The following is a 22353-nucleotide window of genomic DNA, read 5'->3' as shown; positions in this document are numbered from 1 at the left end:
GAACTGCGCGACCAGCCACAACCAACCCGCAGCCGGCCGCCGACGAACCGGACCGAGCTCTTAGCCCTTCTGTTCCTTCCACTCCGCCTGCGCCGTGTTCAGCTGGTCGGCCAGCGTGTCCAGGAACTCCTTCGCCGTGCTCTGCCCGTCCATCACCTTCTGGAAGGCGGGCTCGTTGTCGGCCTTGGAGATCGTGTTCCAGTCCGGCAGGTAGTACGGCAGCTGCACGATCGTGGTCGAGCCGTCGGTCAGCGCGGCGGCGGCCAGCTTCGTCGGCTCCGCCTCGGAGATCCAGGTGTCCTTCGCGGCGTCGTTGTTCGACGGCACCTGTCCGGCCGACTTGTTGAACTTGGAGTTCTCCTCGTGCGAGGTCGCGAACTCGATGAACTTCCAGGCGGCTTCCTTGTTCTTCGAGCTCTTGAACATGCCGAGCCCGTCGACCGGGTTGGACACCTGAACCCGCTTGCCGTCGGGCCCGGTCGGCTGCGGGATGCCCCGGAACTTGTCGCCGAACGCCTTCACATGGTCCTGGTAGGAGCCCAGGTTGTGGTTGAGCATCCCGATCGTGCCGGAGTCGAACTGCGCGACCATCTTGGTGAAGTCGTTGTTGAGGTCGGCCGCGGGCGTGACCTTCTTGTAGAGGCCGACGTACTTCTCCAGGGCGGCGACGTTCTTCGGGTCGTTGACGGTGGTCTTCTCACCGCTCGCGTCCCAGAACGAGGTGATCCCGGACTGCCCGTACATCGCGTCCAGCGCCTGCGCGATGGAGCCGGCGCCGCCGCGGATGGTGTAGCCGAACTTGTTCTTACCCTTGTCGGTGAGCTTCTCGGCGGCCTCGTAGAACTTGTCCCAGTCGGTCGGCGCGGCCAGGCCCGCCGCCTTGAACAGGTCGGTGCGGTAGTAGAGGACACCGTTGTTGGCGGAGGTCGGGATCGAGTAGAGGGAGTCGCCGCCGCCGGCGGACTTCAGCGACTCGACCATCGCCTCGTTGAGCTTGCCGCTGAGGGAGGACTTGGAGAGCCGGTTGTCGAGGGGCTCCAGCGCGCCCTGCGCGGCGAACCCGGCGGCCATGGCCGCGCCGACACCGCCGACGTCGGGCAGGCCGCCGCCCTGGATGGCGGTGTCGACCTTGGACTGGTACTCGGTGGAGGCGATCCCGACGTACTCGACCTTGATGTCCGGGTTGGCCTTCTCGAAGTCGGCGATGATCTCCTTCCAGATCTCGGTGCGGACACCGCCGTTGTTGTCCCAGAAGAGAACCTTGCCCTTGCCGCTGCCTTCGGAGCCCTTGTCCCCGCCCGCGCCGCTGCCGTCGTCACCGCAGGCGGTGGCGGTCAGCGCGAGAACGGAACCCAGGGCGACGGCCGCGGCGGCACGCCTGCTTCTGCGATTGCTGATCTTCATTGAACGGCTCTCTTCTTCTGGATACGAGGGTTATGAAGTTGTGGGGGGTCTGTGCTGTCCCCGGGGCGGACTCAGTGGCCGGCGCGACCGCGATGCGGCGCCCAGCCGTCCGTCCCCGCGAGGTAGGTGGTGACCGTGTGGGTCGATGCGCCGACGCCGTCGAGCTGCGGCCGGTCGGCGGTGACGACGGCCCCGGGCCCGTACGTCCGGTACTCCGTGAACCGCGCGTCCTTCCAGGAGAAGCCGCTCATGTCCGTCCACGGCGACGACTTGATCGCGGCGGGCAGTTCGGTCTCCCGGAAGAGCACCTGGGCGACGGCGTCCGGCTCACCGCCCGGGTGCCAGGGCCGGCCGAGGTGGTACGTCCCGGCGGGCGCGTCGCTGACGACCTTCGACCGGGTGATCAGGAACCCGTAGGGGTTCTGCTTCCAGGTCGAGGCGGCCGTGATGTAGCCGTTGTTGCTGTCCGAGCCCCGGCTGAGCGCCTTGATCAGGGAACGCTCGATGACGGTCGTGGCCCGGCCGTAGATGAAGTCGACATCGCCCTCGATGTAGGAGTCGCGGATGTAGACCCGGCTGACGACGTCGAGCTTGGGGCTGTCCGTCATCAGGGTGTCCTGGTTGCCCAGGAAGGCCGTGTTCTCGAAGACGATCCGGTCGCCGGTGGTCTTCATCGCGAGCGCCTGCTCGCCGTTCACCTCGTGCGCGGCCTCGTCGAAGTCGTTGCTGAAGGTGAGATTGCGGGCGGTGACGTCACTGGCGAGGATCCGCACGGTGGCGCTGCCGTTGGAGCCGCCGTTCGCGGCGGGTGTGTCGAAGACGATGACGGTGTCCGAGCGATCTTGTCCAGTCCCCTGCAGCACCAGGTTCGGCTTGTTCGCGGGGATCAGGACCTTGGCCCGGTAGGTGCCGGGCGCGATGCGGATCGTGACGGTGCCGTCGTTGCCGGCGGGCACGGCGTCCACGGCGGCCTGCACGGTCGGGTGGTCGCCGGGCACGTTCAGCACGGTGTTCGTGCCGAGCGTCTTCTGCGGGCCGGAGAACCGGGTGACCAGCGCGGGGACGGCGGCGGCCGGGTCGAGCCGGTAGGCGTAGAAGTCCCGGGGATCGAAGGCCGTGCCCCACGCCTCCCGGCGTCCGGAGACGTTCTTCAGGATCGACCCGCGCTGCACCAGCTCGGCCGTGGCGTCGGCCTGGTAAGGGTGCTGGACGCCGTCGTAGTAGCTGTTCTCGATGACCATCCTGGTCCGGCCGCGCGCCCAGTTCCCGTACGTCCACACGGGGTCGCCGTCGGCCACCTGCGCCGAGAGGTAGTTGTTGTAGAGGTGGGCGTAGGCGCAGTTGTCGGCGGAGGGGTTGCGCTGTTTGGTGCCGGTGAACCAGTTGTGGTCGATGGTGATCTCGGTCAGGACATTGCTGGTCCAGCCGATGCCGAGGGCCTTGTTGTGGTTCCTGAACTGGTTGTGGGAGACGGTGACGTACCGGCTGTCCTTGCGGATGTCGAGCAGCCCGTCGCCCATGTGCTCGAAGCGGTTGTGGTCGATCCAGACGTGGTCGACGGTGTCCATCTGGATCGCGTCGAAGTCGGTGGTCTTGCCGTCCCAGTCGCCCTCCACGTAGGAGTCCCGGATCGTCAGATTGCGGATGATGACGTTGCTGGTCCCGGGGTTGAGGTGCAGTTCGCCGTGGACGATCTCGGCGGTGTCGCCGACGCCGATGATCGTCTTGTTCGAGGTCACGACCACGTCGGAGCCGAAGGGTTCGACGTCGACGGTCCCCTCGACCCGGATGACGTACGGCTCCTCGGCGGATGCGTACCGCACCAGTGCGGCCTGGTCGGTGACGGTCACGACCTTGCCGCCCGCGCCGCCGGTGGTGCCGCCGTCGAGGGAGGCGAACCCGTGGGGGCGGTCGGTCCAGCGGGGTGCCGCGCCGTACCCGGCGGCGGCGTCGGCGGCCGTCGCGGGCTCTGCGGCCTCCGCCGGGGTGAACGCGCCGACGACGAACGAGGCGATCAGTGCGGTGACGGCGGCGAGGGCTCTCCCCTTGTGCGGCAAGCGCTTGCTACGGAGGTGCGTCATTGCGGCTCCCAACAGGCGTACGAGGACTGCGGTCAGGCGGTGGTGTCCCGCGCGGCGGTGATCCGGAACTGGGTGAACGTGGCCGCCCCGGCGTGGCCCCCACCGGTGGGCGCGACCGCGAAGAGGCCGAGCAGGGCGCCGACCCAGCGCCAGGGGGTGGCGGCGAAGACCTGTCCCGAGGACTGCCACCCCTCCCCCACGTCGTAGGAGAACCGGCAGCGTGCCCCGGCCGAGGTCTCGATCCGCAGCCGGGCCCGTCCCCCGGGCGCCGGGCGGGCGTGATCGGCGTCCCGTTCCCGCTCGGCGACGGTCTCGGCGAACCGGTGGACCAGGTGCACGGTCCCGTCGGCACCCCGCTGGAGCCCGATCCAGCGGAACGCGTCCCCGAGCACGGTGAGCCCGGCACGCGCCCCCGGTTCCTCGCTGTCGAGCCTCAGGTCCACCTCGACGACGGCGGGGATCCCCGGCAGCCGCTGTGTGAGCACATTCGCCAGTTTCCGCAGGTCGTGCGCGTGCACGGAGCGCACGCACGTGAGCCGCAGCCCGTCGCCGGAGTGCTGGGTGGCCCAGCCGTCCTGCGGGTTCGCGGTCCACTGCCATTGGCGTCCGAAGCGGCCGCCGGGGAAGTCGTCGTCGAGCGCGGGCGCGGCCGGCGGCTGCGCCGGCAGCTCCGGCTTGCGGTGGACCGCGACGGGGGCGCCGTCGTCGCCGAGCACGGGCCAGCCGTCCGGCCCCCAGCGCATCGGCTGGAGGTGGACGACCCTGCCGTAGGCGCCCCGCTGCTGGAAGTGCAGGAACCAGTCCTCGCCGGCCGCCGTGCGCACCCAGCCGCCCTGGTGCGGCCCGTTGACGTCGGTGTCCTTCTGCTCCAGGACGATCCGCTCCTCGTACGGGCCGAAGAAGTCGCGGGAGCGTAAGGCGCCCTGCCAGCCGGTCTCCACACCGCCGGCGGGGGCGAAGATCCAGTACCAGCCGTCGTGCCGGTAGAGCTTGGGCCCCTCCAGCGTGAACCAGCCGGGGAGCCGGTCCGCGTCGACGATCACCTTGCCCTCGTCGAGCAGCCCCGTCCCGTCGGGTCGCATCCGGTGGCCGGTGAGCCGGTTCTTGACGCCGGAGCGGGACTTGGCCCAGGCGTGCACCAGGTACGCCTCGCCGGTCTCCTCGTCCCACAGCGGACAGGGGTCGATGAGTCCCTTGCCCTCCTTGACCAGATGCGGCCGGGTCCAAGGGCCCCTGATCCCGGGGGCGTTGACCTGGAAGATGCCCTGGTCGGGGTCGCCCCAGAAGATCCAGAAGCGGTCGTCGAAGTGGCGCAGCGAGGGCGCCCACACCCCGCAGTCGTGGCGCGGGGCCCTGAACTCGGCGGCGGGTTCGAGCAGGTGCAGCGCGTGGCCGACGAGCGTCCAGTTGACCAGGTCCCGGGAGTGGAGCAGGGGAAGGCCCGGGGCCCGGCCGAAGCTGGAGGCCGTCATGTAGAAGTCGTCGGCCACGCGCAGGACGTCGGGGTCGGACCAGTCGGCGTCGAGGACCGGGTTGCGGTAGGTGCCGTCGCCCAGGTCGGCGGAGAAGGCGGGTGCGCTCACCGAGGTGGTCACGGGCTCACCGCCTTGCGGACGAGGGCCGCCGCCTCGCCCCGGCCGAGGGTGCCGTCGGCGACGACGGTGACGACCCGGCGTACGGCCGTCCCGCCCGGCTCGATGGGGAGACGGTCGGTGTGGGCGAGGGAGGAGCCGACGCCCGGGTACTCGTCGGCGCGGACGAACCAGGGGTCGCGCCGGGTGGTCCCGGTGGCCCCGGCGAAGACGAGCGTCCAGGTCTCGCCGGCCAGGGCGACCCAGTCGGCGCGGCTGCCGTGCACCTCGGCCTCCCCCTCCGCCTCGGCGGTGAAGACCCGGGGTGCCGCGGCCTCCTTGCGGGCCCGCCAGAAGAAGCCGCCGTACGCGGCGCCGGGGCGGCCGTTGGTGGCGGGGCTGCCGATCGACACCGGGGCGTCGGTGATGTTGGTGAGGGAGAAGGTGAAGTCCAGCGCCCAGGCGGAGTCGGTGAGTTCGGTGGCCGCGACGGTACGGCGTTCGCGCAGCAGTTCCCGGCCGGCCGCCACCCAGCGCAGCTCCTCGACGAACCCGTCGGGGTCGCGCAGTTGGAAGGCGGTGTGGCGCTGGGTGCCGTGGTTGTCGAGCTCGGTCGGGCCCCGGTCGCGGACATAGGTCCGTCCGCCCCAGAAGTTGTGCCCCTCGACGTCGGGAACGGCGACACCGACGCCGAGGTGGTGGAGGTGGTCGGCGGGACTCAGCTCGGTGACCGCCGTACCGGACAGGGTGGTGACGGGATGCAGACAGGGGCGCGGGGAGAGCCGTTCCGGCAGTTCGGGCCGGGTGAGGTAGCGGCCCACCGGGCGGCCCGCCACGCGCAGGACCAGGGAGTTGTCGGTGATCGTCATGTGCTCACCTCTTTCGCCTGAGCTTCGGGCAGCGCCCAGGGGGCGCCGAGTTCGGAGTAGAGGGCGAGGTCGTCGGCGGCGGCCGCGACGAGACCGTCGATGCCGTCGACGACCCGGCGGTCCTCGTCGGGCAGCCGGTGCCAGGCGCCCGCCGGGAGCGCGATCGGGTCGGGGGCGACCCGGATCGCCTCGACGACCTTCATGAACGCGCCGGTCACCTCCGGCGGGACCAGCAGCTCGGTGCCGTCGACGAGATGGTCGACGAGGTTCTCCAGCAGGTCCGTGCGGCCGTACTCGATCTCCTCCGGGCCGTGTCCGGCGCGCTGGACGAGCACCCGGTCCTGCTTGTACCAGAAGGTGATCCGGCCGCTGGTGCCGTGGACGACGTTGTACGGGTCGTCCGGGTCCTCGGCGCACAGCGTGGCGGCGACGGCGACCCGGCCGCCGCCGGTGGTGGTGATCCGGACGCAGGAGGTGTCGTCGGACTCGATGTCGTTGGCGCGCAGCAGCTCGGTCTCGATGCCGGCGACGTCCTCGGCCCGGCCCGCGTCGGCGAGTGCCAGCCCGGTGGCGACGGCGTGCGCGAGGGGGTTGGTGAGCGCCCCGTCGATCACGTCCACGCCGTTCATGCGCCGCTTCCCGGCCCAGGGCGCGCGCCGGTAGTAGGCCTCGGCGCGGGCCCAGGCACCGGCGCCGCCGATGCCGACGACCTCGCCGATCAGGCCCTCCGCGACCATCCTGCGGATCGCGGGCAGGGCGTGCGAGCCCAGCGACTGGAAGCCGATCTGGCAGACCGTCCCGGCCGCCGCGACCCCGTCGGCCATCCGGCGGAACTCGGCGTACGACGGGGCCGGCGGCTTCTCCAGCAGGACGTGGACGCCCCGCTCGGCGGCCGTCAGCGCCAGGTCGGTGTGGGTGGGGATGGGCGTGCAGATCACGGCGATCGCCGCGCCCGTGGAGTCGAGGAGCGCCCCGAAGTCGGCGGACTGCTCGGGCGTGCCGAGGCCGTCGGGGATCTCGTCCGCGCCCAGCGGGGTCAGTTCGCAGATCCCGGCGAGCCGGACGATCCCCTTGTCCGCGAGGCGCCGGATGTTCTCCAGGTGCCAGCGGCCGTGGCCGCGGGCGCCCGCGAGGACGAGCGGAAGCGGGCTCTCGTACGTCGTGGTGTTCATCGGATCCTCCCTGCGCCCGCGCCGCGTGCCACCTCTCGGTCGGCCTTACCGGCGCTGTCGATCTTTTGGTGCAGGGTAGGCGTCCAGCCCACGTCGGCCGTGAGATCACGCTCGCTGCCGGAGTTGTAGGCGTTGTGGATGGCCAGGAGATCCACCGGATAGCCGTTGAAGAGGGTGCCCGTCTGGTGCAGGGCGGTGCCGTTCCAGCTCTTGACCAGGTCGGCGGCCTCGATGTGGCCGGGTGTGGTGAACGCGTTGTTCTCGGCGTACACGGCGGACTCGGTGGAGACGCCGAGGGAGTAGCGGTGGTCGTGGGCGTCGGCCGGGACGACGTAGCGGTTGTTGTACAGGTGCACCTGTCCGAAGCGGACGCGCGGCGCGCGCTGCACGACGTTCTCGAACTGGTTGTGGTGCAGCGTCACCCGCAGCCTGCCCCGGTCGCCGGTGGCCGTGTCGCCGTTGCCGATCAGGAGGCCCTTGTCGTGGTCGGCGAAGCGGCTCCAGGAGACGGTGACCAGGTCGGAGGCGTTGGTGATGTCGAGCAGGCCGTCGTGGCGGAGGTAGGTGCGGCCGAAGTACGTCGGCTCGTCCTCGTCGGGGTGCCCCTGGTCGGAGATCGTGACGTGGTCGATCCAGACGTGGCTGGAGCCGCGCACCCAGATGTTGTCGTACGCCGTCTTCCAGTCGCCGAGGCCGCCGGTGTTGGGCTGCCAGACGGGGAAGCAGTCGTAGGCGTCGCGCAGTTCGAGGTCGCGGACGATGACGTTGTCCGCGCCCCTGAGCTGGAGGCTGGCGCCCTTGAGCACCGCGCCCCGCAGGCCGACGATCGTGGTGTTGGAGCCGACGGCCAGCTCGATCCGCTCGGCCTGGCGGGCCGCCGACGCCTGGCGGGCCTGCTCCTGGGGGCCGCTGGGCTTGGCGGAGCCCCAGGTGCGCGGGTCGTAGGCGGCCAGGTACTTCCGCAGGTCGTAGCCGTCGGTCGCGTAGTCGGCGCAGTCGAGCCGCTCGCCGTCGTCGGAGGTGTTGGCGTCGATGGTCCCGGCGATCCGGATGATCTTCGGGGTGGCGCTGCCTCCGTCGAGCGCGCGCACCAGTTCGGCGCGGGTGCGGACGGTGAGGACATGGGCGTCGTCGGCGGTGGAACCCCCCGTGGTACCACCGTCGGCCGCGGCCCAGCCGTCGTCCGCCGCGAGCGTGTCCCGGCCGATGTCCCGGGACTCCGCCCCGGCCGGGGTGGTGAGCGCGCAGCCCAGCACCCCCGCCAGGGCGAGGAGTTGCAGGCTCCTCCTGCGTCCGGTCATCCCTTCACCGCCCCCGCGCTGAAGCCCGTGATCAGCCACTTCTGGATGAAGGCGAAGACGATGACCACCGGGACGGCGGCGATGATGCCGCCCGCGGCCAGCGCGCCCAGGTCGACGCTGTCGGCGCTGAGCAGGGTGTTGAGGCCGACCGGGATGGTCTGCTTGGCCTGGTTGTTGAGGAACATCAGGGCGAAGAGGAAGTGGTTCCAGGAGTGCACGAAGGCGAAGGAGCCGACGGCGATCAGGCCGGGCCGCAGCAGCGGCAGCACGACCACCCGGAACGCGGTGAAGCGGTTGCAGCCGTCCACCCAGGCCGCTTCCTCCAGCGTGTACGGCACGTTCTTGATGAAGTTGCTGATCAGGATGATCGACAGCGGCAGCTGGAAGACCGTCTCGGCGAGGATGACGCTGCCGAGCGAGTTGATCATCCGCAGTTCGGCAAAGATCTGGAACAGCGGCACGAGGAGCAGTGCGCCCGGCACGAACTGGGAGCACAGCAGCGCCAGCATGAACCCGCGCTTGATCTTGAAGTCGAAGCGGGCGAGGGCGTAGCCGCCGGCCAGGGCGACCAGGGTGGTCATCACCAGGGTGACCACGCCGACGAGCACGCTGTTCTGGAAGTAGATGCCGAACGACCGCTCGTTCCACACCTTCTCGAAGTGCTCGAACGTCATCGGCCAGGGCACGAGCGAGGTCGAGCCGGGCTTGCGCAGCGCGAAGAGCAGGATCCAGTAGAAGGGGACGAGGGTGAAGACCAGGTAGATCCCCAGCGGCAGGTAGATCTGCCAGCGCGGTACCTCGTCCCAGGACCTGCGGACCTTTCCGGGCCGCTGCGGGGGCTCCTCGGCCGCGGGCGCGGACGTCACCGGTACGGTCCTCTCGGCGTCCTTGGTGATCACTTGGACTCGCCTCCGAACTTGCTCAGCCGCAGATAGACCATCGAGCAGAAGAGCAGGATCACGAACGCGACCGTGGTCAGGGCGGACGCGTAGCCGAAGTTGTGGGCGTCGACGGAGGTGTTGGCGATGTACAGCGGGAGTGTCGTGGTCACTCCGGCCGGTCCGCCGCCCGTCAGGGTGTACAGCAGGTCGACGTTGTTGAACTCCCACACCGCGCGCAGCAGCGTGGAGAGGATGATCGCGTCCTTCAGGTGCGGCAGCGTGATGTGCAGGAACTGCCGGACACGGCTGGCGCCGTCGACCTCGGCGGCCTCGTACAGGTCCTTCGAGACGGACTGGAGGTCGGCGAGGATGAGGATCGCGAAGAAGGGGACACCGCGCCACAGGTCGGCGACGACCGCCGCCGAGAAGACGGTGGAGGTGTCGGAGAGCCAGCTGGTGCCGTACTCGCCGATGCCCATGTCCGCGAGGTAGCGGGTGATGCCGGTCTGGGAGTTGTAGAGCAGCACCCAGATCGCGGAGGTCAGCACGCCGGAGACGGCCCACGGGGAGAAGACCAGGGCGCGGCCGACGGCCCGGCCGACGAAGGTCTGGTTGACGATGAGCGCGAGGGCGAGACCGAAGAGCAGTTGCAGCGAGACCTCGACGATCACCCACTTGGCGCTGAAGACGAGGGTGTCCCAGAAGAGGGGGTCCTCGGTGAAGGCGTGGACGAAGTTGTCGAAGCCGGCGAAGCCGTTCCGCCAGGGCTTCGTGGGGTTGTAGTGCTGCAGGCTGTAATAGAAGACGCTGACGACCGGGTAGGCGATGAAGCCCAGCATGAGCAGGGCGGCCGGGGCGATCAGCAGGTACGGCAGCCTGCGCGGGGTCGCGGAGGCACGGCGCGCACGGCTCCGCCGGGGTGGCGCGGGCGGCTTCGCCACGGCTGCGGCTTGGGCCATGACTGGGGCTCCGTTTCTGGGTCTGTCGTGGTGCGGTGTGGTGCGTCGTGGTGCAGGAAGCGCTTTCTCGCTGTGCATGGGTGTGCTTGATCGCGCGGTAGGGGGTGCCTCTCGCGGTTGCGTCGCGGGTGCGGGTGCGTGGGGGCTGATCGCGCAGTTCCCCGCGCCCCTATGGGGCGCTCAGCCCGCGTACGGGTCCGGGACCTTGCCCGGTCTGGCCAGGAACTCGAAGTCGCAGCCGGTGTCGGCCTGGGTGATCTGGTCGTTGTAGAGGGCGCCGTAGCCGCGTTCGTAGCGGGTGGGCGGCGGGGTCCACTCCGCTCGGCGGCGCTCCAGCTCCTCGTCGTCCACATGGAGGTGGAGGGTGCGCGCCTCGACGTCGAGGGTGATCGGGTCGCCGGTGCGGACCAGGGCGAGCGGGCCGCCGATGTACGACTCCGGCGCGATGTGCAGCACGCAGGCGCCGTAACTCGTGCCGCTCATCCTTGCGTCGGAGATCCGCACCATGTCCCGTACGCCCTGCTTCAGCAGGTGGTCGGGGATGGGCAGCATCCCGTACTCGGGCATGCCCGGGCCGCCCTTGGGGCCGGAGTTGCGCAGCACCAGCACGCTGTCGGCGGTGATGCCGAGGGACGGGTCGTTGATGGTCCGCTGCATGGTTCGGTAGTCGTCGAAGACGACCGCGGGGCCGGTGTGCTTCAGCAGGTGCGGCTCGGCGGAGATGTGCTTGATGACCGCGCCGTCCGGGCACAGGTTGCCGCGCAGGACGGCGACCCCGCCCTCGGTGGCGACCGGGTTGCCCCGGGTCCGGATCACGTCGTCGTTGTGGACGAGCGCGCCGTCGAGCTGTTCGCGCATCGTGTCGTACGAGACGGTCGGCCGGTCCAGGTGCAGCAGGTCGGTGATCCGGGACAGGAACCCGGGCAGGCCTCCCGCGAAGTGGAAGTCCTCCATCAGGTACGTCTGGCCGCCGGGCCGGACGTTGGCGAGCACCGGGACCGTACGGGCGATGCGGTCGAAGTCGTCGAGGGTGAGCTCGACGCCCGCGCGGCCGGCCATCGCGATGAGGTGGATGACCGCGTTGGTGGAGCCCCCGAGTCCGAGGACGGTGGTGACGGCGTCCTCGAAGGCGTCGGCGGTGAGGATGTCGCTCAACTTCCGGTCCCGGTGGACCAGTTCGACGATACGGAGACCGGCGGCGGCCGCCATGCGGTCATGGCCGGAGTCGACGGCCGGGATGCTGGACGCGCCCGGGACGGTGACCCCGAGGGCCTCGGCGGCGGCGGTCAGCGTGGACGCCGTCCCCATGGTCATGCAGTGCCCCGGCGACCGCGCGAGACCGGACTCCAGCTCGGTCATCTCGCAGTCGCCGATCAGCCCGGCGCGCTTGTCGTCCCAGTACTTCCACATGTCGGTGCCGGAGCCGAGGACCTCGTTGCGCCAGTGCCCCGGCAGCATGGGCCCGGCGGGCACGAACACGGCCGGCAGGTCGACGGAGGCGGCGCCCATGAGCAGCGCGGGCGTCGACTTGTCGCAGCCGCCCATCAGCACGGCCCCGTCGACGGGGTAGGAGCGCAGCAGCTCCTCGGTCTCCATCGCGAGCATGTTGCGGTAGAGCATGGGGGTCGGCTTCTGGAAGGTCTCGGAGAGGGTCGACACCGGGAACTCCAGCGGGAAACCGCCCGCCTGCCAGACACCCCGCTTGACCGCCTGCGCGCGATCCCGGAGGTGCACATGACAGGGGTTGATGTCCGACCAGGTGTTGAGAATCGCGATGACCGGCTTGCCGAGGTGCTCCTCGGGGAGATAGCCGAGCTGGCGGGTACGGGCCCGGTGGCTGAAGGAACGCAGTCCGTCGGTGCCGTACCACTGGTGGCTGCGGAGGTCTTCGGGCTTCTTCACGGCGACCGGCTCGCTCATATCGACCACCCCGCGGCGATGGCGGCGACCTCGGCGCGTTCGTCCTCGGGCAGGTGCCTGCTGGGGGCCCGGACGTCGCGGCGGCAGAGGCCGAGGGCGGCGAGGGCCTCCTTGACGACGGTGACGTTGTTGGCGGAGCCGTTGGCGGCGCGCAGCTCCTCGAAGCGGCGGATCTGCTCCCAGACCTTCATGGCGGCCGGGAAGTCACCCGACCGCAGCGCCTCGATCATGTTCAGCGAGACGGCCGGGGCGACGTTCACCAGGCCCGAGGTGAAGCCGGTGGCGCCGGCCGAGAAGTAGGAGGGGGCGTACGGCTCGGCGAGTCCGGCCACCCAGACGAAGCGCTCCAGACCGGCGTCGCGGGCGAAGGCGGCGAAGCGCGCGGCGTCCGGCACCGCGTACTTGACGCCGATCACGTTCGGGCAGGCGTCGGCGAGTTCGGCGAGGCGTTCGCCGGTGAGCTGGGCGTTGCGGATGTAGGGCACGACGCCGAGTTCGGGCACGGCCTCCGCGATCGCGCGGTGGTAGTCGACCCAGCCGCTCTGCGAGACGTAGGGGTGGACCGGCTGATGGACCATCACCATCTGGGCGCCGACCTCGCGGGCGTGCTCGGCGGAGGCGACGGCGGTCGGCACGTCGTGCCCGACCCCGACCAGGACGACGGCCCGGTCGCCGGCCTCGTCCATGGTCAGCTCGGTGACCAGGCGACGCTCCTCGGGGGTGAGGGCGTAGAACTCACCGGTGTTGCCGTTCGGCGTGAGGGTGGTGATCCCGCCGTCGAGCAGCCGACGCAGCAGGGCCCGGTGGGCGCCCTGGTCGACGGTGCCGTCCTCGGCGAACGGAGTCACCGGGATCGCCACCACGTCGGCCAGAGCCGTCCGTTGGGTCTCGAACGTCACGCTGCTCATGGATGACCTTCCTCTGCAAGGAGCTCTTGGAGGACTGCGGAGGCCCGGCGGTGCCGCCGCGTCGCGCGGCTCCGCCGTCCCTCGTGGACTCGGGGGCTTACTGGTCCTGCTGTTCCTCGCGGGACCCCGGGAAGGCCCGCTCGACGAACGACGCGATGTGCGCGTACAGGGCGGCGGCGGCACCGTCGGCGTCGCCGTCGAGGGCGAGCCGCAGGATCTCCCGGTGCTCGGTGGCCTCCCTCTCCCAGGAGGGGTCGGCGGCCCAGGCGACGGCCGAGACCAGGGCGGCCTGGTCGCGCACCTCGTCGAGCATCCGGCCGAGCAGCGGATTGCCGCACGGTACGTACAGCGCGCGGTGGAACTCCCGGTTGGCCAGCGAGCGTTCGGCGGTGTCCGTGGCCTCGTCGGCCCTGGTCAGCGCGTCGCTCGCCGCGTCCCACGGGGCACCGCGCCGTACCGAGCGGCGCAACGCCTCCGGCTCCAGGAGCAGCCGTACGTCATAGACCTCGCGCGCCATGTCCGCGTCCACCATGCGCACCGTGACGCCCTTGTACTGGCTCATCACGACGAGCCCGGTCCCGGCCAGCGTCTTCAGGGCCTCGCGCACGGGGGTCTTGGACACCCCGAACTGCGCGGCCAGTTCGGTCTCGACCAGGGCCTGCCCGGGCGTCAACTGCCCGGTGAGGATGCGGTGCTTGATCCCCTCCAGCACGAACTGCGTGCGGGACGGGATCGGCGTGGGCACAGCGGTCATGCGCGCCTCTCGGATCTCACGTATGCGATCTCACGTATGAGATCTCCCATATCGCGTCTCATATATGACGTACGAAGTACGACGCGTTGAAGGTAGGGAGGGCTCCCGTGTTTCGTCAATGCTTCTGACAGAAGAAGATGTGCGCGCGGTCACATGATCTTGGTGCGTCGGACGTCACACGGTGTGGGTGTCCCCCACCCGCGCGCTGTCCGTCGGACCGCCGAAGACCACCGCCGCCCTCCCGGTCGCCCCCTCCGGGGTGAGCGTGGGGCCCACATGGGTGATCAGCAGCCGGCCCGCGCCCTTGGCGTACCTCCCGGCCTCCTCCGGGGTGAGATGCACCCGGGGTTCGCCTTCGCGATGCGCGTCGATGTCCGCCTCGCACAGGAACAGGTCCGCGCTGCCCGCGAGCGTGCCCAGTTCCTCGCACGGCCCGCTGTCCCCGGAGTAGGCGAGCACCCGCCCCTGACACTCGGCCCGCAGCCCGTACGCCTCCACGTCGTGGACGACGGCGCGGGCGGTGAGGGTGAGGTTCCAGTGCCGGACGGTGTGGCCGTCGTACAGGGGGCGGAAGTCGAACACCTCGTTCAGGAAGGTGCTGTCCGGCCTCCCGAAGAACGCCGCGAGCCGGGCCGCGCAGTCGCCGGGCGCATAGACCGGCAGCGGCGCCGGCAGGGTGAGGCCGCCGTAGGCGAACCCGTAGTGGGCGGCCGCCAGATCCGCGCTGTGGTCCGCGTGGAGATGGGAGATCCAGATCGCCGTGAGCCGGGTGGGGTCCGTGTGCCGCTGCAACTCGGCGAACGTGCCGAAGCCCGCGTCCACCCACACCTCGGCGCCCCCACCGCGCAGCAGATATCCGGAGGCGGGGCGGCCGGGTCCGGGGTGCGGGGAGGCGGTGCCGAGGACGGTGAGACTCAGGGGCATGCTCGGGAGCGTACGGACGCGAGCGGGGGCGCGTGCCGCGTTTGTGCGTTCTTTCGCGGGTTGCTCATGGTGTTGCTCGCGGGGTGGCCGTCATGGCTTCCACCGGGGATCACGTCCGCTCAGTCCGATCACCCGGTCGAGCAGCGGCGCGTCGTCCGGCACGGGCACCACGGGACCGAAGATCTCGCCGCGCGAAGGGTCGTCGACCGACGCTTCGAGGAAGGAGTGCGTCGCGGTGAGGGCCGGCGGATCGGCCTCGTACGGCTGACCGGTCGCCCGTGCGAGGTCCCAGCCGTGCACGACGAGTTCGTCCGCCGCCACGGCTCCGGCGACGGCCCCCGGCAGCGGCACCCCGCCCGCCCGGGTCTCGCCGGTCCACGCGGCCTGCTCCGCCAGACCTCCGCCAGCTCGTCGAGCACCCGCGGCAACGCCTCGCGCCAGCCGGGCCCGATGTCGGGCAGCGTCGCCTGCGGGGCGGTGTCCGTCGTGGCCCCCAGCTCCTTGCGGCCCGCGTCCCGGAAGGCGGTGGCGAGCCCGAGCAGATGCCCGAGGAGGTGGCGCACCGCGTACTCGGGACACGGGGTGGGGCCGGAGAGCTGGTCGTCCCGGACGGCGGCGACGAGCCGGGCGACGGTCCGGGTCTGCCGGCCCAGGTCGAGGGGGATCGGGCCGTGGTCGGTCATGCGGTACTCCTTCGCCGGTCTTCGTCCTTCGTGTTGGGTAGACCGCCGGCGCCCCCGGAACTCATCGCCCGCGCGCCGCCCACCTGTCCCGGTGACGATTCCTAGGGCATCCGCCCGATCCCCCGGCCGGGGTCTTAGCGCCACGCTCACCGGACATGACATCCACGACATGGGCGGTGCGGCGCGTGCTCCAGGACCGCGACGCGGGGCTGTATCTGGCCGGGGTGGTGGTCTCGGGCCTCGGTTCGTCGGCGATGTGGCTGGTCGCGGGCGTCTGGGTCAAGGACCTCACCGGCTCGGACACGCTGGCGGCGCTGTGCGCGTTCGTGCTGTGGGCCCCGCTGCTCGCCGGGCCCGTTCTGGGCACCCTCGCGGACCGCGCCCGCCGCCGCGCGCTCCTCATCACCACCGACCTCGCCCTGGCCGCCCTCATCCTCACCCTCTTCACCGTCGACGCCCCGGGCGACCTGTGGCTCCTCTACGCGGTCCTCCTCGTCTACGGCACGGCGGGTGTCGTCCACGACGCGGCGGAGTCGGCCCTCGTCGCCACCACCGTCGCCCCCTCCCTCCTCGGCGACTTCAACGGTCTGCGCATGACGGCGAACGAGGGCATGAAGCTGCTGGCTCCGTTGGCGGGGGCGGGCCTGTACACGGCGTACGGCGGGGCGACGGTGGCCCTGCTGGACGCGGTGACGTTCGCGGCGGCCGCGGGGCTGTACGGGCTGGTGCGCACCCGGGAGCCACACCCCGTCCCCATCGACCGCCCCACCCAGGGCCTCCGCACCCGCACGGCGGAAGGCGCCCGCCACCTCCTCACGGACCGGCGCCTGCGCCCCCTGGTCCTGGCCGGCGGCACGACCATGCTGCTCTCCGGCGTGAACGGCTCCCTGATCTTCGCGGTGGTCGACTCCCTCGGCCGCTCCCCCGCGTACGCCGGCCTGCTCCACGTGGCCCAGGGCGCCGGTTCCGTCGCCGTCGGCCTGGCCACGGGCGTCCTCCTGCGCCGCCTGGGCGAACGCCGGTTCGCCGCGTACGGGATCGCCCTGACCGGGGTGGCGATGGCGCTGCGCGCCGTGCCCGACGACACGGTGGCCCTCGTGTGCGGCGCGGCGACCGGCACCGGGCTGCCGTGCGTCCTCGTGGCCACGCTCACCGCGGTGCAGCACGCGACCCCACCTCACCTGCTGGGCCGCGCCACGGCAACCGCCCAGACCCTGCTGTTCGCCCCGACAACGGTGGGCATGGCACTCGGCGCCGCCCTGGTGGGACCGGTCGACCTCCCGGTGCTGTCGGTGGCGGTGGGTGCCGCCGCCCTCCTGCCGGCGGCCGCGCTGCTGCGCCGTCCCTGAGCCGTGGGGGACCCTGTACGCATGGGCAAGGTGAGCTGTGACATCACGATCTCGCTCGACGGCTTCTCGGCGGGACACCACCAGACCGAGGCTGGCGGCGGAACGGCTGGTGGGGCGCCGATCGGCAGGTCACACGCGTCACGTACCGCGTGCTGTCCTGAGCCGGACGAAGGACGTGGTCTTACGACCCAGAACTCAACTCCAAGGGGGCCCGTTGTCAACCAGTTCCGGCGGAACCAGTGCGCCGCCCGATCCTCCCGCACAGGACGACCCGAAGATGGTCTCCGTACTCGCCGACCACTACTTCCCGGACTCCCGCGATCTGCCGAAGAAGAAGCGAAGGGTTCTTCTCGCCATCGTGACGGGGCTGACGATCCTGACTTTCCTCGGCGCCCTGTTCGCCGAGAACTACTTCGGCCTGCTGTTCTCCGAACCGTCGGTCCGCCGGGAGGACGACGCCCAGAAGAAGCTGGACATGGAAGGAGAGCCGTTCACCGCCCAGACGACCCAGCCGGTTTTCGACCCCACGGTGACACCGTTCGACTTCGTTTTCGACCACGCGCTGACTCCTGCGCAGGAGAAGCGGATGCAGGAGTTCTCGGCCGTCAAGGTGGACGAACTGTGGGCCTATCTCGCCTCCATCGGAGGCCGTATGGTCGAGTACCCCGCCGGCGGCTCGGGGGAGGCGCGTTCCCATGTGTTCAATCTCCACCTGCAGAGCGACAGGCAAGCGCCCTTGACGGTGACCGGCCTTCGGGCCGACGTTCTCCGCTGCGCTCCGTCGCGGGCGGTCTCGGTCGTCCGGGTGCCGCCCCAGGGAGGGGGCGGGTATCTGGGAATCTTCCTCGACCTGACCGAACGCGATCCTGTCGCGCGCATCAGCGAACCGACCAAGGACTACGGAAAACCCTTCTTCCGTGACCACGTCGTCAATCTCGGGAACGGCGAGGACCCCGGGAATTTCCGCGTCGAAAGCATGGTGGAGAAGGAGAGCTGCGACTGGGAGATCGAGTTGACCTATGCCGATCTGTCAGGGGTCCACACCCGGACCGTGAAGAACGGCGGCCGGCCGTTCCGGACCGAAGCCCTTCCGAAGAACCCTGAGCAGGACTGGGTGGCTTACCCGGCCGAGGGCGGCGACGTCCAGTGGATCGAATGCGGCAGCTCGATCGAGCCGGCACGACGCGATCCACTGTGCGCCTGAACGTATGGACGCAGACGGCTCACACCACCGCCGTCAGCGCCTCCCGTACCGCCGCCAGGTCCTGGTCGGAGGCCAACCCCGCGTGGTAGAGGCGGAGTTCGGTGGCGCCCAGTTCCGCCGCGCGGCCCGCGTCCTCGGCCAGGGTGACGGGGCTGCCGCCCATGCCCGACACGATGCCGAAGTTGGCGGCCAGGACGGCGCCCTCCGCGCCGACCTCGGCGAAGGCCGGCAGCAGGCCCGGGCCGCCCGCGCACGGGACGACCACACCGTCCGCCACGCCGAGGATGTGCGCGGGGTCGACCCCGGGGTTGGCGCCGCAGTGGTACGTCACCGGGTCCGCGTGCAGCAGGATCCGGAACCCGGCGGGCGCGGCGGCCCGCACCGCCTCGACGGCCGTCTCCTGGAGGGAGCGGGCGATCCCGTCGCGCCATGCGCGCGTGGCCTCCGCCCGCTCCGCGCCGAGCAGCTTCTCCACGGCCGGCCAGCCCTCGTCGACGGCCTCCCCCCGCCACAGCGGTTCCAGCGCCTCACGCACGGCCGCCGCCAGTGCCTCGGGGTCCTGCCCGGCCTCGGTGTAGCCGGCGCGGCAGGTCCCGCAGAAGCAGAGCGACATCAGGTACTGCCCGGCGTCCCCGAGTCCGACGCCGCCCGTCTTGTCGTGGGCGTGCAGGTGGGAGATGCCGTACCAGCCGAGCGACTCCAGTTCCGTGCCGTGCGCGCCCGGCCGGACCGCCGCCTCCACGGCCAGGTCGACGAGGTACTCCCGGGTCGCCTCCTGCGCCACACAGGGGGCCCACGGATACCGGTCGCCGTAGGCGTTGACCACGGAGGTCGAGGGGTGCTCGGCGCCGAGCCGGGAGTTGTGGGCGAGGACGACCCAGGTGTGCACCTCCAGGCCGGCGTGCGCGAGTGCCGTCGCCGCCTCGCCGAACGCGTCTCCCGGCGCCCACTGCCCCGCCGGGTACGGCCGCAGCGTACGGCCCTCCCAGCGCGCCCCCGGCGGGTACAGGACGGCCGCGTGCTCGGCGGTGACGATGCGCCGGCGGGGGTGGCGGGGGGTGAGCGCGCGGGTGGAGTGGTACGCGGAGGCGAGCGTCACCTGCCCCACGCCCAGCCCCGCGATGCGCTCCGCGGCGGCCGGGTCGCCGTTGACGTCCCACGGGTAGACGAACGTCGACGCCTTCACTAGTCCTCCTGGCACTCTTCCAGCAGCGCGTGTCCGCGCTCGATCAACTGGCCCAGCTGCTTGACGTGTTCCTCGGCCGGCTCGTGCAGCGGCGGCCGTACCCCGCCCACGTCCAGTCCCCGTAGCCGTACCCCGGCCTTGACCAGTGACACGGCATAGCCCCGGCCCTTGGCGCGGAGTTCGACGAAGGGCCGGTAGAACCCGTCGAGCAGCTGTTCCACGATCGCACGGTCACCGGCTTCGAGCGCCCGGTGGAAGGCGAGGGCGATCTCCGGGACGAAACAGAAGACGGCCGAGGAGTACAGCGGGACGCCGACGCCCCGGTACGCGGGCTGGGTCAGCTCGGCGGTCGGCAGGCCGTTGAAGTAGAGGAAGTCACCGGCGGCCGGAACCTCGGCGCGTACCGCGCTGACGATCCGCGTCATCAGGTCCAGGTCGCCGACGCCGTCCTTGAGGCCGACGATGCCTTCCGTGCGGGCCAGTTCGACGACGGTCTCCGGGGTGAGGACCGCGTTGTCGCGCTGGTAGACGACGACCGGGAGGGAGGTGGCGGCGGCCAGTTCCCGGTAGTGGCGCAGCAGTCCCTCCTGCGCGGCCACGACGAGGTACGGCGGCAGGGCGAGCAGACCGTCGGCGCCCGCCTCCTCGGCGAGGCGCGCGTAGCGCACGGCGAGGGCGGTGCCGTAGCCCGCACCGGCCACCACGGGCACCCGGCCGGCCGTCTCCGCGACGGCGGCCCGGACGCAGCTCTGGAACTCCTCGGGCGTGAGCGCGTGGAACTCGCCGGTGCCGCAGGCGACGAAGACGGCGGCCGCCCCGGCGTCGACGCCCTGGCGGACGTGCGCGCGGCAGGCGTCGAGATCGACGGCGCCGTCCGGGCCGTACGCCGTGACGGGGAAGAACAGCGGTCCGCTGGGGACCCTGAGCCGGGCGGTGAGAGGGGCTGACGTCACGGGCGCTCCCAAGTCCGGGCCGAGGTCGACCGTCCGGGGCGACGTCGACGCGCAGGTCCATGTCACTGATCAGTGTTTACATTTCTGAACAAGAGCACGCTAAGGCGCCCCTGCGGGGCGGGTCAAGCCGGGCAACCCCACCGCACCAGCGATTTCCGCCCCCGTGCGCGCCACTTGACGCGCGCGACCCCACTCCTTAGCGTGTCCATGAATGTGAATGTCGGACGCCCATGTGCACGGCTGGCGATACAAGGAGACCCCCGGATGCCCGCTCCCCGCACGGTTCTGCTCACCGGCGCCGCCGGTGGACTCGGCACCCTGATGCGGGACCTGCTCCCGGCCCACGGCTACGAGCTGCGCCTGATGGACCTGCTGCCCGTCGAGGGCGCGCCGGACGCGATCACGGCCGACCTCGCCGACAAGGACGCCGTGCGCGAGGCCGTACGGGGCGTCGACGCGATCATCCACCTCGCGGGCATCTCACTGGAAGCCTCCTTCGAGAAGATCCTCCGGGCGAACATCGAGGGAACCTACAACCTGTACGAGGCCGCCCGCGCGGAGGGCGTGCCGCGTGTCGTCTTCGCGTCCTCCAACCACGCGGTGGGCTTCACCCCCCGCCCCGGGGACGGGGACCCGCTGATCCCGGTCGACACCCCGCACCGCCCCGACACCTTCTACGGCCTGTCCAAGTCCTTCGGCGAGGACCTCGCCCAGCTCTACTGGGACAAGCACGGCCTGGAGACCGTGTCGGTGCGCATCGGCTCCTGCTTCCCCGAGCCCACCAGCGTCCGCATGCTCTCCCTGTGGATGAGCCCGGCCGACGGCGCCCGCCTCTTCCACGCGGCCCTGACCGCCGAGCACGTCGGCCACACCGTCGTCTACGGCTCCTCCGCCAACACCCGCCTGTGGTGGGACCTCTCCAGCGCCCGCGCCCTCGGCTACGACCCCCAGGACGACTCCGAGCCGTACGCCGAGAAACTCATCGCCGAGCAGGGCGAGCTGGACCCCGCGAACGAGGCCCACGCCAACCTCGGCGGCCACTTCGTGAGCGACCCGCCGATCTGGCCGTACTGACCGCGCCGGAGCGGACCCAAGGGTTCGCGCGTCGTACGGGAAACGAGGGCCGTACGGCGTGCGGAAGGAGCGGGCGGGCACCGAACGGGCCCGCCCGCTCCCGTATTCGGGCACGCCCGCTGCCCGATCCCTCCTCCGCCCCAGGTCCGCGACGGGCACCGGCCGCGCGAAACGGTCAGGGACGGGCAGCATCGGACGCGCAACAGGCCTGGTCGGCGCCGCGCACCCGCTGTAGAACTTCCCCCAGGGCCCGCAGCGGGCCCGAACGGGCAGCAGCACGGCGAGGGCTGCGAGGGCGAGGGAGAGCTGGTGTCGGCCATGAGCGCGGAGGAGAGGCAGCGCGAGATCGTCAGGGCCGCCCGCCGCACGGGCGCGGTCGACGTCGCCGAACTCGCGGTCGCCCTGGGCGTCGCCAAGGAGACCGTACGGCGTGATCTGCGCGCCCTGGAGGACCACGGCCTGGTCCGCCGGACGCACGGCGGGGCGTATCCCGTAGAGAGCGCCGGCTTCGAGACGACACTCGCCTTCCGCGCCACCAGCCATGTGCCCGAGAAACGCCGGATCGCCGCCGCGGCGGCCGAACTGCTGGGCGACGCGGAGACGGTCTTCGTCGACGAGGGCTTCACCCCGCAGCTCATCGCCGAGGCGCTGCCCCGGGACCGGCCGCTGACCGTGGTCACCGCCTCGCTCGCCACGGCGGGCGCCCTCGCCGAGACGGGCAGCACCACCGTGCTGCTGCTCGGCGGCCGGGTGCGCCCCGGCACCCTCGCCACCGTCGACCACTGGACGACGAGGATGCTGGCCGGCTTCGTCATCGACCTCGCGTACATCGGCGCCAACGGCATCACCCGTGAGCACGGCCTCACCACCCCCGACCCGGCCGTCAGCGAGGTCAAGGCCCAGGCGATCCGCGCCTCCCGGCGCACGGTTTTCGCGGGCGTCCACACCAAGTTCGGCGCGGTCAGCTTCTGCCGGTTCGCCGAGGTGGGCGACCTGGACGCGATCGTCACCAGCACGCTGCTGCCGACGGCCGAGGCCCACCGCTACGCACTGCGGGGCCCCCAGGTCATCCGCGTCTGAGCCCCCACCGACCCGACTCCCCGCCCCCTCCCTCCCCCCTTCCCTCCCCCGCCACGAAGCACCACGCGCTGGAGCACCGC

19 protein-coding genes and 1 pseudogene are annotated in these 22353 nt (G+C 71.3%); 4 read left to right on the top strand and 16 right to left on the bottom strand.

Annotation, left to right across the window (positions count from 1 at the left end; all coding sequences use genetic code 11):
* Nucleotides 1-60 precede the first annotated feature (60 nt).
* From ACZ52C_RS04210 to ACZ52C_RS04145, 14 genes and pseudogenes are all read right to left on the bottom strand, one after another.
* Nucleotides 61-1404, bottom strand: coding sequence for an ABC transporter substrate-binding protein (locus ACZ52C_RS04210; RefSeq protein ID WP_469073301.1), 1344 nt, complete (start codon nt 1402-1404; stop codon nt 61-63).
* Between the two features lie 71 nt (nt 1405-1475).
* Nucleotides 1476-3485 (bottom strand): pectinesterase family protein, encoded by a 2010-nt coding sequence (locus tag ACZ52C_RS04205; protein ID WP_469073300.1) that lies wholly within the window; start codon nt 3483-3485, stop codon nt 1476-1478.
* 32 nt (nt 3486-3517) lie between these two features.
* The gene (locus ACZ52C_RS04200; RefSeq protein WP_469073299.1) at nt 3518-5080 is read right to left on the bottom strand and encodes a glycoside hydrolase family 43 protein; all 1563 of its coding nucleotides are present in this window, start codon (nt 5078-5080) and stop codon (nt 3518-3520) included.
* A complete protein-coding gene (locus ACZ52C_RS04195; protein WP_469073298.1) occupies nt 5077-5925 on the bottom strand; it encodes a DUF6807 domain-containing protein in 849 nt (282 codons plus the stop codon). Before ACZ52C_RS04195 ends, ACZ52C_RS04200 begins: the two co-directional genes overlap by 4 nt.
* Nucleotides 5922-7097 carry a Gfo/Idh/MocA family protein gene (locus tag ACZ52C_RS04190; protein WP_469073297.1) on the bottom strand — a complete coding sequence of 392 codons (1176 nt, stop codon included), beginning with the start codon at nt 7095-7097 and terminating at the stop codon, nt 5922-5924. The genes ACZ52C_RS04195 and ACZ52C_RS04190 overlap by 4 nt, the downstream gene beginning before the upstream one ends.
* On the bottom strand, nt 7094-8398 hold the full coding sequence (locus ACZ52C_RS04185; RefSeq protein WP_469073296.1) for a pectate lyase family protein: 1305 nt from the start codon (nt 8396-8398) through the stop codon (nt 7094-7096). The genes ACZ52C_RS04190 and ACZ52C_RS04185 overlap by 4 nt, the downstream gene beginning before the upstream one ends.
* Nucleotides 8395-9297, bottom strand: coding sequence for a carbohydrate ABC transporter permease (locus tag ACZ52C_RS04180; protein WP_469073295.1), 903 nt, complete (start codon nt 9295-9297; stop codon nt 8395-8397). Before ACZ52C_RS04180 ends, ACZ52C_RS04185 begins: the two co-directional genes overlap by 4 nt.
* Nucleotides 9294-10238: a carbohydrate ABC transporter permease gene (locus ACZ52C_RS04175; protein WP_469073294.1), complete on the bottom strand. Its 945-nt coding sequence runs from the start codon at nt 10236-10238 to the stop codon at nt 9294-9296. Before ACZ52C_RS04175 ends, ACZ52C_RS04180 begins: the two co-directional genes overlap by 4 nt.
* A gap of 180 nt (nt 10239-10418) precedes the next feature.
* Complete coding sequence (gene araD / locus ACZ52C_RS04170; protein ID WP_469073293.1) at nt 10419-12158, bottom strand: L-arabinonate dehydratase; 1740 nt, start codon at nt 12156-12158, stop codon at nt 10419-10421.
* Complete coding sequence (locus ACZ52C_RS04165) at nt 12155-13066, bottom strand: dihydrodipicolinate synthase family protein (protein WP_469073292.1); 912 nt, start codon at nt 13064-13066, stop codon at nt 12155-12157. Before ACZ52C_RS04165 ends, araD begins: the two co-directional genes overlap by 4 nt.
* Nucleotides 13067-13163: 97 nt before the next feature.
* Nucleotides 13164-13820 (bottom strand): GntR family transcriptional regulator, encoded by a 657-nt coding sequence (locus ACZ52C_RS04160; protein WP_469073291.1) that lies wholly within the window; start codon nt 13818-13820, stop codon nt 13164-13166.
* A gap of 174 nt (nt 13821-13994) precedes the next feature.
* Nucleotides 13995-14744, bottom strand: a complete 750-nt coding sequence (locus ACZ52C_RS04155) for an MBL fold metallo-hydrolase (protein ID WP_469073290.1) — start codon at nt 14742-14744, stop codon at nt 13995-13997.
* A 90-nt stretch (nt 14745-14834) separates the two neighbouring features.
* Complete coding sequence (locus ACZ52C_RS04150) at nt 14835-15185, bottom strand: TIGR03086 family metal-binding protein (protein ID WP_469073429.1); 351 nt, start codon at nt 15183-15185, stop codon at nt 14835-14837.
* Nucleotides 15155-15427: pseudogene (locus ACZ52C_RS04145) on the bottom strand (maleylpyruvate isomerase family mycothiol-dependent enzyme); the annotation flags it as partial. The gene ACZ52C_RS04150 and the pseudogene ACZ52C_RS04145, both read right to left, overlap by 31 nt.
* A 155-nt stretch (nt 15428-15582) precedes the next feature.
* On the opposite strand from ACZ52C_RS04145, the gene ACZ52C_RS04140 reads away from it, so the two are divergent.
* Together ACZ52C_RS04140 and ACZ52C_RS04135 are read left to right on the top strand one after the other, a co-directional pair.
* On the top strand, nt 15583-16776 hold the full coding sequence (locus tag ACZ52C_RS04140) for an MFS transporter (RefSeq protein WP_469073289.1): 1194 nt from the start codon (nt 15583-15585) through the stop codon (nt 16774-16776).
* A gap of 277 nt (nt 16777-17053) precedes the next feature.
* Nucleotides 17054-17980: a hypothetical protein gene (locus ACZ52C_RS04135; protein WP_469073288.1), complete on the top strand. Its 927-nt coding sequence runs from the start codon at nt 17054-17056 to the stop codon at nt 17978-17980.
* Between the two features lie 19 nt (nt 17981-17999).
* Here ACZ52C_RS04135 and ACZ52C_RS04130 read toward each other — a convergent pair whose 3' ends face one another.
* Together ACZ52C_RS04130 and ACZ52C_RS04125 are read right to left on the bottom strand one after the other, a co-directional pair.
* Nucleotides 18000-19166 (bottom strand): hypothetical protein, encoded by a 1167-nt coding sequence (locus ACZ52C_RS04130; RefSeq protein WP_469073287.1) that lies wholly within the window; start codon nt 19164-19166, stop codon nt 18000-18002.
* Nucleotides 19166-20119 (bottom strand): 5-dehydro-4-deoxyglucarate dehydratase, encoded by a 954-nt coding sequence (locus ACZ52C_RS04125; protein ID WP_469073286.1) that lies wholly within the window; start codon nt 20117-20119, stop codon nt 19166-19168. The genes ACZ52C_RS04130 and ACZ52C_RS04125 overlap by 1 nt, the downstream gene beginning before the upstream one ends.
* A 264-nt stretch (nt 20120-20383) precedes the next feature.
* Here ACZ52C_RS04125 and ACZ52C_RS04120 point away from each other — a divergent pair, with 264 nt between their 5' ends.
* On the top strand, nt 20384-21193 hold the full coding sequence (locus tag ACZ52C_RS04120) for an NAD-dependent epimerase/dehydratase family protein (RefSeq protein ID WP_319108488.1): 810 nt from the start codon (nt 20384-20386) through the stop codon (nt 21191-21193).
* A gap of 318 nt (nt 21194-21511) precedes the next feature.
* Complete coding sequence (locus tag ACZ52C_RS04115) at nt 21512-22273, top strand: DeoR/GlpR family DNA-binding transcription regulator (RefSeq protein WP_469073428.1); 762 nt, start codon at nt 21512-21514, stop codon at nt 22271-22273.
* The last annotated feature ends 80 nt before the right edge of the window (nt 22274-22353 follow it).

This window comes from Streptomyces sp. NPDC034049 (assembly GCF_055575575.1).
The sequence above is the reverse complement of the archived record's forward strand: the minus strand, read 5'-3'. Positions and strand labels throughout refer to the sequence as shown.